Raw genomic sequence first — 8698 nt, 5'->3', positions numbered from 1 at the left:
TCGCGGTCGCCGTCACCGTCGATCTTGATCAGCTCGAAGCTGACCGGCACCTTGCCGTCGCTGTGGTCGAGGTTGGTGCCGGGCACGAAGGTCCAGCTGCCGTCGGCATGGAAGGTCAGCTCGCCCTGGTCGAGCTGGTAGGTCTGACCCACCTCGAAGGCCTGCGGCTCGCCGCCGTTGAAGGCGATCTCGCGGCTCGCGCCGTCGGCATCGGCCCCGCTTTCCGTGGACCAGCTGCCGGTCACGGCATCGCCGCCTTCGGTGGCGAACTTGCCGCCGCCCAGGCTGACGTCGGGCGTGTCGTCGTCGACCTGCACGCCCACCGTGCCCGGGTCGGACGCGGTGCCGTCACTGTCGACGGCGATCACTTCGATGCCGCTGAGGGTCAGCTCGTCCAGGTCCAGGCCGTGCGGCAGGTTGCTGAGCAGTTCGACCATGACGCTGACGCTGCCGCTCTCCCCGGCGGCAATGGTCCCGCCGCTCAGGCTCAGCTTGAGCACGTCCTCACCGTCGAGGCGGCCGATCAGCTCGCCGCCGACCTCGTGCCAGGTCAGCTCACCGTCGAGGCCGTCGACGTTGATGTTGCCGGTGTCGCCGAACGCGAAGCTCACGATGTCGTCGCTGCCGGCGGTGAAGTAGAGCTCGGCGCTGTCGCTGAGCTTGTCGCTGTCGGCGTCTTCCCGCAGCCCGCGCTCGTTGACCACCAGCGAAACGCTGCCGCCTTCGCCGTCCTCGCCGCCCGGGGTCGGGCCGGCGCCGTCCTTGATCTTGATGGTGTGGCTGGCACTCTCGCGGTCGCCGTCACCGTCGATCTTGATCAGCTCGAAGCTGACCGGCACCTTGCCGTCGCTGTGGTCGAGGTTGGTTCCCGCGGCAAAGCTCCAGGTTCCATCAGCTTGGAAGCTGAGAGTGCCTGCCAGAGTTTCACCATCTTCTAAATAAACATTGAAGGTGGCTTCGCCATCGCTAAAGGAAACTTCCTGCTCTTCCCCTCCATTGATTGACACAAAAATTGATGCCCCAACGACATCTCCACCGGGGTCTGTATTCCAAGTGCCTTCTATGCTGTCTCCAGCTTCTACGGCAAGTGTGTCTCCCCCCAGCTCAACCAAGGGACCGTCATCGATAAAGCCAAGCAGAACCCCGAGGTCGATGACGCCGCTATTGGTTGCGATGTCGCCATCGGCATCCACGACGGTTACCGTGCCCGTGAGAGAGATAAGGTCGCTTCCCAAGCCAATGGACTCCCCTGGGTTGACGCCCGGGGGATGATCGATGGCCTTGAACTGCACCAACGACAGCTGTGAGCCTTGAATGAACAGGACGAAAGCGATGTCTTCGGCACCGGACTCTACGCTGGGCGCAGTCTGACTGGTACTTCCCACGATCATGCCGTTGACGACATGCAGGTAAATCTGTTCGTCGCCGGTGCTCAGGCCCGAATCGACAGCGTCTTCCCCTTGCTCGGTAAGGGACAAGCCGTAATGCCATTGAGGCTGTGCACCGGCGCCATCAGCACCCCAGTCGATAGTGGCATCGAAGAAGGCACTCAGGTCCAGGCTGTTGGGCGATTCCGGCCAGTACGGGATGTCATTGCCATATCCATCGTCCGATCCCGGTGGCAAATCATTAGAAGCACCACCACCTTCTTTGACAGGGAGCCCCCCCGCAGCGAGCTCGTACCAGAAGGAAGGGTCTTCGAGATCGGCATCTGAGGATTCCAGGGACAGCTCATCCAGAGCCTCGGAGCCATGAACGCTTTCGACGGTGGGAACATCATCGACGATGGTTATATTCAAACTGCCGGTCGCTGTACCGCTGCCACTGGTCACGGTGTAGACAAGACTGGTCAGCGCCTCGTCCATACCTTCTTCATGCAGCAGGTTATTGACCTGGGTGAGAGTAAACTCGCCTGTGCCGGGGTCGACTCCAATGGTGAAAATCGTGAGCTCACGGCCTGCCGAGAAGGCAGTGAGCGTATTGGTTTCCGAGTCCCAGCTATAGACCAGATTTTCCTGACCGACTTGGCTCTCTACACCATCCATCGCAGAAAAGCTGATGGTACCGGCACCACCAGAGCCAAACGTAAACGGCAGCACACCCGAAGCGACAGAGCCTGTTTCGCCCAACGTTTCCACATCAAACACAGAAACGTCGAAGCTGCCCGCGGTGGGAGCAACGAGCTCTTCCTCAGGAGCAATAGGCTCCTCCTCAGCAGCTGCCAGGATCGCTGCTCCCCCTTCCTCCTCCGGCAAGCCGCCCAGGTCAGTCATGCCAAAGTCGAAGGCCAGCGGATCGGTATCCTCGGCAATACGCGCCAGACGCACGAAGGAGTGCCCGCCGTCGGCAGCACCACCCGGGCCGGCCCCGGCTGCGGTGGCATCCAGTACATCGAGCAGGTCGACGTCATCGTCTTCCAGGGCCGCCAGCAGCGTTTCAAGGTCATCATCCATGGCCGCAAAGCCGGGCACATCGACGGGGATTTCCGAATCCAGCTCAGGGAGCATGGCCACCTGTTCGCCACCCTCGACGAGGGTCGGGTCCAGCCCATCACCGAAGTCGAGCTGTGCGCTGCCATTATCGGAAGTCACCAGGACTTCGTTCTCCTGCAGTGTATCGCCAACGTTCAGCTCGCGAACGTTGCCGTCTGGATCACGCGCCCAAGCACGTCCGGTAATGGAAATAACGGTGGCAATTGTCATGGCAGGACTCCCTGGTACGTATACTGTTCTTTTTGGTCGACGCACTCAGCGTCGATAGATCAACCGTTGTCGCTACACATTAGGTTACAAGTCGAGACAAAAATATTGGACCGATGGACAGGTCACGAGGGGAGCCTGAGGGTGAGCGGGAGCACGATGAAATGAGCCCGGCAGCTGCCGGGCTCACGTGCCTTGTAGCAGCCGAGACGGCTACTCTATTTCGAGCTGGTTCTCTTCGAGCAGCTGCTGCAGGATATTGCTGTGGTAGGAAACCCCTTCCAGAAGAATGATCTGGTCGGCAAGCTGAAGGTCGCCATTATCGAAGGCCCCACTACTGCTTAGGTGCAGCAGGGTCTCACCGCTGTCGGTGCCGGTTGCCTGCAGGTAGTCGCCAAGCGACCCGCTATCGCCGCTCCACTCGCTCAGCATGTCCCGCAGGTCGAGCGAGTCACTCTCGCCAAGGCGGTAGCTGGCATATGCTTCGTCAGCAGAAGGCGACTCGTCATCGCTGTCTCCCAGCGTCCACCCGAAAGTGTCCACGCTGGTAGGCTCGAGTGAATCTCCCTCTGGCTCGATGGCAAGATCAAGACTTACCGGCCTGACGGCATAGGCACTGCCGTCGCCAGACTGCCCTGGTCCGGAACTGCCCCCCAGGAAGGCAATGAAGGCGAATGGCTGGGTATGCTCGATGACCACCATGCCATCCTGTAACTCCAGATCTTCCAACAGGCCCTGGTAGAAGTATTCTCCCGCGCCGTTGTAGAGGTTATAAGTGGCGCCATGGAGCGGGCCAGTAAGCTCGAAGCTGGCAGACGCGGTCTCGCCTGCCAGCTCGAACAGAAGCGCTTCCCTGGATTCGATGGCATCGGGGTCATTGTTGCCCTGATGGTCGACTGAGTAGAAGCCCGACTCGGAAAGCACCGCAGTCGCACTCTGCGATCCCGCCTCCTTGAGCTCCCGCGCATTACCGAGCGTACCTTGGCCGGGACTTGAGCCGACGGTATGAGCGCTGTACCACAGGATCATCGGTGGTGCTGGATCATCCGGATCGTCCGGATCATCCGGATCGTCCGGGTCAGTCGGATCGTCCGGGTCAGTCGGATCGTCCGGATCAGTCGGGTCATCCGGGTCAGGATCCACGACTTCCCCAGGTGCGGGCGGCGAAACAGGGCTGTCCACCGCCACAGTGTCAGCATCACTGTCACTCAGGGGTGCTGCCGTCTCAGCGACGGCTGGCTGACCATAGTCATAATTCAGCGGGTCGAGGTTCTCGATGATGCGCGGCAGGCGAACAAAGCCATGTCCACCCGCCTCACCGGCCGCCGCCAACCCGGCTGCAGCCGGGTCGAAGATATCGAAAAGGTCAACGTCTGGATCATCCAGCGCTGCCAGCAAGCGTTCCAATTCGGTATCGTCGAGTGCGGCACTCTCAGGATCCTGCTCACCGCTGGCCAGGCTGTGGCTAATCGGAAGCTCGACGGCGCTTCCCACGAGGACTGGCTCTCCTCCTTGAGGGAAAGCCAGAATCACCCTACCAGACGAAGAAGTCACCAGCACTTCTCCGTCCACGAGGGAGTCGCCGATACGCAATTCCCGCAACTGCCCCTGATCGGTTCTCGCCCAGGCCTGCCCCTGCAGGGAATGAATGGTTGCAACGCTCATGGCGAGGCCCTCCCAAGGCAATGTTCATCAAGCTGACGTAATAAAGTGTTACAAAAATAGTGACACCCGCCTTACGTCACGGCCAGAGGTAATACGGAAACAACCGCGGTTATTGATCCGCATCAAGCACCTCGGCTCCTTGCCGGGTCAGATGCAATATCAGCTGCAGCCGGTCCCTGACATCGAGCTTGCGGAACACGGCACTCAGGTGCGCCTTGACGGTGCGCTCGGTAATGTCGAGCCTTCTCGCCACTTCCTTGTTGCTGGCTCCATCTGCGACAGCCAGCGCCACCTCCCTCTCCCGCTCGGTGAGCACCGAGAGTGCATCGCTGCCTTCCTCTTCCCGGGATAGCGCACGCCAGGAGAATCCCAGTACCTTGCCGAGGAGCTCGGCCGGCACCCAAATCCCCTGGTTGCCGGTCACCAGTGCCACCTGCCGCAGCAACTCGACAGGCGAGAGCGCGTGGATATACCCACGCGCCCCGGCTTGCAGCGCCTGAAGCGCTTCCGCTTCACTCGGTACAAGGGACATGACGACCGGCGTGGCACCCCGGGCCGCCAGGGCATTCGTGACTGCGGGCCATGCGTCATGATCGGTCATGAGCCAGACATGATCGCCTCGGGCCACCTCGTGATGGGTCTGATCGGGCGCCACCCGACGTATCTCGGGAAAGGCACTACGTAACCGCGGAATGACCTCACGCTTTTGACTGACGAACAGATTCCCCATCATCGTTCCCCCATGGAGTTGCTCCATGCCCGCAGCACAGGCTTGAGCAGGAACTGCATTACGGTGCGCTTACCGGTCATGATGTCGACTTGAGCCGTCATGCCGGGAATGACCTGGATCTCGCTCGTCAGGTCTTCTCCTTCGATGGTCCGTACCCGCACCAGGTAGAAGGTGTTGTCGTTATCGTCGGTAATCGTGTCGGCGCTGATATGGTCGAGCTCGGCCTCGAGCCCACCGAAAATGGCAAAGTCGTAGGCGGTCAGCTTGATGGTCGCCGGCTGACCGGGGCGCAGGAAGGCAATGTCCTGCGGGGCTATGCGTGCCTCGACCAGCAACTGGTCATCGCTGGGCACGATATCCACCACTTCCTGCCCTGGCTGCACGACGCCGCCAAGCGTCGTGACACCAAGACGCTGCACGACGCCATCCACGGGTGCACGGACTTCTGCCAGGCGAACCCGGTCCTGCAGGCCGGCACTGGATTCATCCAGCGCGCCGAGATCCCCAAGGGTCTGGGCCAGGTCGTTGCGCCACTGGCTGCGACGCTCGGCACCGAGCTCGCGCAGTTGAGTGCGGGCCTCCTCCACTGCCGCTTCGAGACGCGCCACCGAAGCGGCAGCCTGGCTCCTTTCACCGGTAGCACGGGAGACTTCACGCTCCAGGCGCAGGATATCGACTTCGGAGACCGCCCCCGATTGCAGCAGCGGTCGCGTCAGGCTGAGCTCCTGGCTGGCCATGTTGGCTTCGCGCTGAGCGGTATCGCGCCGTGCCTTGGCCTCATTGAGCTCCTCTTCGCGCTGGCGTATCCGGTCACGCAGAATGCTCTCCTGCTCGCGCAACTCCTCGCGCCGGCTCTCGTAGACTTCGCGCTCTTCGGCGACAATCCGAGGCACCTCGGCACGCAGCTCTTCGTCGGGTTCGAAAGGCGTATCGGTGACCAGGGCCCGGAGACGCTCGGCACGAGCCCTGAGGGCCAATGCCTGGGCACGGTTCTCCCGGTAGTTGGCAATGAAGCGAGTGGGATCCACGCGCATCAGCACCTGCCCTGCTTCGACGAGCTGCCCTTCACGCACCAGGATTTCTTGCACCACGCCGCCATCGAACGACTGCACCTTCTGCAGCTGACTGGACGGTATTACCCTGCCGGTGCCACGCGTGACCTCGTCGATGGGGGCGAAATAGGACCAGGTGATCAGCGCGGCGACGGTCAACAGCACGGTATAGAGGAACATCCTGGCGCGGATGGGCTCCTGCTGCATACGCGCCCAGTCGGCATCGCTGGCCCAGTCGCGATTGAGATGCGACGAGGTGACACGCTTCGAGAACAGGCGATCGATGAAGGGACGGAACGGCTTCCCGCCGGCGTCGGAGAAACGCCCGATCGCCTCGAAGCCCTGCTGCTCCGCCGTCTTGCCTTTGTGGGCAGCCATTATCCGGCCCTCCCGATCTGACCCTTGCGCAGCGCCTCTACGACCTTGTCGCGCGGGCCATCGGCAACCACCTTGCCGGCATCGATGACGATGATCCGGTCCACCAGGGAGAGCAGCGAGGTGCGGTGGGTCACGACAATCAAAGTCTTGCCCTGACCGTACTGCTTGAGGTTGGCCTTGAAGGCCTCCTCGCTGGCGTGATCCATCGAACTCGTCGGCTCATCAAGCAGCAGGATCTGCGGTTCGTGGACCAGGGCCCGGGCGATAGCCACCGCCTGGCGCTGACCGCCAGAAAGCATCTGTCCCCGCTCACCGACCTGCAGGTCGACGCCGTGCGGGTGTCCGTTGACCAGGCTCTCCAGCCCGCTGAGCTTGATGGCACGCAGCAGCGACTCATCGTCGACACCGTCACTACCGGCGCCGGCCACGATATTGTCGCGCAGCGAACCGAAGAAAAGACTCACGTCCTGCGGTACGTAACCGATGTGCCGCCGCAGCTGAATCGGATCGAACTGGCGCAGGTCGACACCGTCGATCATCACCGCGCCGGCGGTGGGGGTATAGAGACCGAGCAGCAGTTTGTTGAGCGACGTCTTGCCACAGCCGATACGGCCCAGCAGCGCCACCTTCTCGCCCGGCTCGATCTTGAGCGAGATGTCACGCAGCGCATCGCGCTCTTCTTCCGGGTAGCGCAGCGATGCCTTGTCGAAACGGATTTCGCCACGCACGACGGGGCGGGAGATGAACGGCTTGCCTTCGGGTCGTTCTACCGGGCGCTGCATGACGCCATCGAGGGACTGCAGGGCCGTCGACGACTGGTGGTACTGGGCCAGCAGCGCTGCCGCCTGGCTGACCGGCGCCATGGCGCGGGACGAAAGCAGGTAGGCGGCAATCAGGCCGCCTTGGGTCAGGTTGCCGTCGATGATCAGGTAGACCCCGATCACGATCACGCTGACCGCTACGGTGTGCTGGGCCCACATCGCCACGTTGGAGACGGAAGTGCTGACCAGCCGCAGTTGCGCCGAAGTCCGCGACAGGAACGCCGTCGCTTTCTCCCAGGTGGCCTGGATACGGCTCTCGGCCCGCAGTGTCTTGACGGTTTCCAGGTGCGAGAGGGACTCCACCAGCGTGGCATTGCGCTGCGCACTGACGCGCCAGGTGGTCTCGGACAGTTCGTGTAGCTTGCCCTGCGCGGCCAGGGCATAAAGCAGTACGAAGGCAATGCCGGCCAGAACCGGCAGGACCAGCGGCGCCCCGATGAGCGCGATGATGCCGGCAAACAGCAGCACGAAGGGAAGATCGACCAGCGCTATTACGGTCGCCGAGCCGATGAAGGAGCGAACGGATTCGAAGGACTGCAAGGTCGAGGCGAAAGAGCCGGTGGAGGCGGGCTTGGCCTCCATGCGCAGTCCCAGCACCTGGGACATGATTCGCGATGAAAGCTTGACGTCGGCCCGACTCGCTGCCAGGTCGACGAAGGCACTGCGCATCAGACGCAACGCAAGATCGAAACAGAGCACGATGAAGATACCGGCCGCCAGGACCCAGAGCGTCTCGGTGGCATGGTTGGGCACCACGCGATCATAGACGTTGAGCACGAACAGCGGCATGGCCACCGCAAACAGGTTGATGGCGATGGAGCCGGCAATGACATCGCGGTAGAGGCGCCGGTTTTCACGAATGACATCCCAGAACCAGTGTCGTGTGCGCTTCTTGTCCACTTCCGGCCCACGCGCATCGAAGCGGTAGCGTGGACGTACGTAGATCGCCTGGCCGCTATAGCTGTCAGCCAGGCCGTCGAGGTCGACTTCACTGACGGCATCGCCAAGCTCGGGAAAGATCACACGGGCACGGCGCGCCTTGATATCGAGGGAGACGAGCACGCAGGCCCGCCCAGGCTCCAGCAGCAGCACTGCCGGGAAGAGCGCGGGATTCAACTGGACCATGCGGCTCTTGACGATGCGCGCCGTCATGCCTGCACGGGCCGCCGCACGGGGAAATACGCCCGGTGTAAGGCGCCCCTCTTCAAGGGGGAGGCCCGCGGTCAAGGCGTCAGGCGTTGCAGCATGATCATGGGCCAGGGCAACGGACAACAGGCACTCGAGCAGCTCGTCACGTACCGCCGAACGCGTGGCCTGCTTTGAGGAATCCAGAATTTCTTGCTGCGTCACAGG

5 protein-coding genes are annotated in these 8698 nt (G+C 62.2%); all 5 read right to left on the bottom strand.

From position 1 onward, the window contains the following. Positions 1-2702 (bottom strand): retention module-containing protein (locus tag H1D44_RS08485; RefSeq protein ID WP_181514415.1); only part of this gene is annotated, 2702 nt, incomplete at its 3' end. Positions 2703-2912: 210 nt separating this feature from the next. After that, complete coding sequence (locus H1D44_RS08480) at positions 2913-4364, bottom strand: retention module-containing protein (protein ID WP_181514414.1); 1452 nt, start codon at positions 4362-4364, stop codon at positions 2913-2915. A gap of 109 nt (positions 4365-4473) precedes the next feature. Next, the gene (locus tag H1D44_RS08475; RefSeq protein WP_181514413.1) at positions 4474-5097 is read right to left on the bottom strand and encodes a response regulator transcription factor; all 624 of its coding nucleotides are present in this window, start codon (positions 5095-5097) and stop codon (positions 4474-4476) included. After that, the gene (locus H1D44_RS08470) at positions 5094-6524 is read right to left on the bottom strand and encodes an HlyD family type I secretion periplasmic adaptor subunit (protein WP_181514412.1); all 1431 of its coding nucleotides are present in this window, start codon (positions 6522-6524) and stop codon (positions 5094-5096) included. Before H1D44_RS08470 ends, H1D44_RS08475 begins: the two co-directional genes overlap by 4 nt. Further along, complete coding sequence (locus H1D44_RS08465) at positions 6524-8695, bottom strand: type I secretion system permease/ATPase (RefSeq protein WP_181514411.1); 2172 nt, start codon at positions 8693-8695, stop codon at positions 6524-6526. The genes H1D44_RS08470 and H1D44_RS08465 overlap by 1 nt, the downstream gene beginning before the upstream one ends. Positions 8696-8698: the final 3 nt, after the last annotated feature.

It is taken from the genome of Billgrantia kenyensis (assembly GCF_013697085.1).
Taxonomy (GTDB): domain Bacteria; phylum Pseudomonadota; class Gammaproteobacteria; order Pseudomonadales; family Halomonadaceae; genus Halomonas; species Halomonas kenyensis.
The sequence above is the reverse complement of the archived record's forward strand: the minus strand, read 5'-3'. Positions and strand labels throughout refer to the sequence as shown.

Excerpts from the sequence above, each read along its gene's own strand:
- H1D44_RS08470 (WP_181514412.1), bottom strand. The coding sequence starts at position 6,524 with ATGGCTGCCCACAAAGGCAAGACGGCGGAGCAGCAGGGCTTCGAGGCG.
- H1D44_RS08480 (WP_181514414.1), bottom strand. The coding sequence starts at position 4,364 with ATGAGCGTTGCAACCATTCATTCCCTGCAGGGGCAGGCCTGGGCGAGA.
- H1D44_RS08475 (WP_181514413.1), bottom strand. The coding sequence starts at position 5,097 with ATGATGGGGAATCTGTTCGTCAGTCAAAAGCGTGAGGTCATTCCGCGG.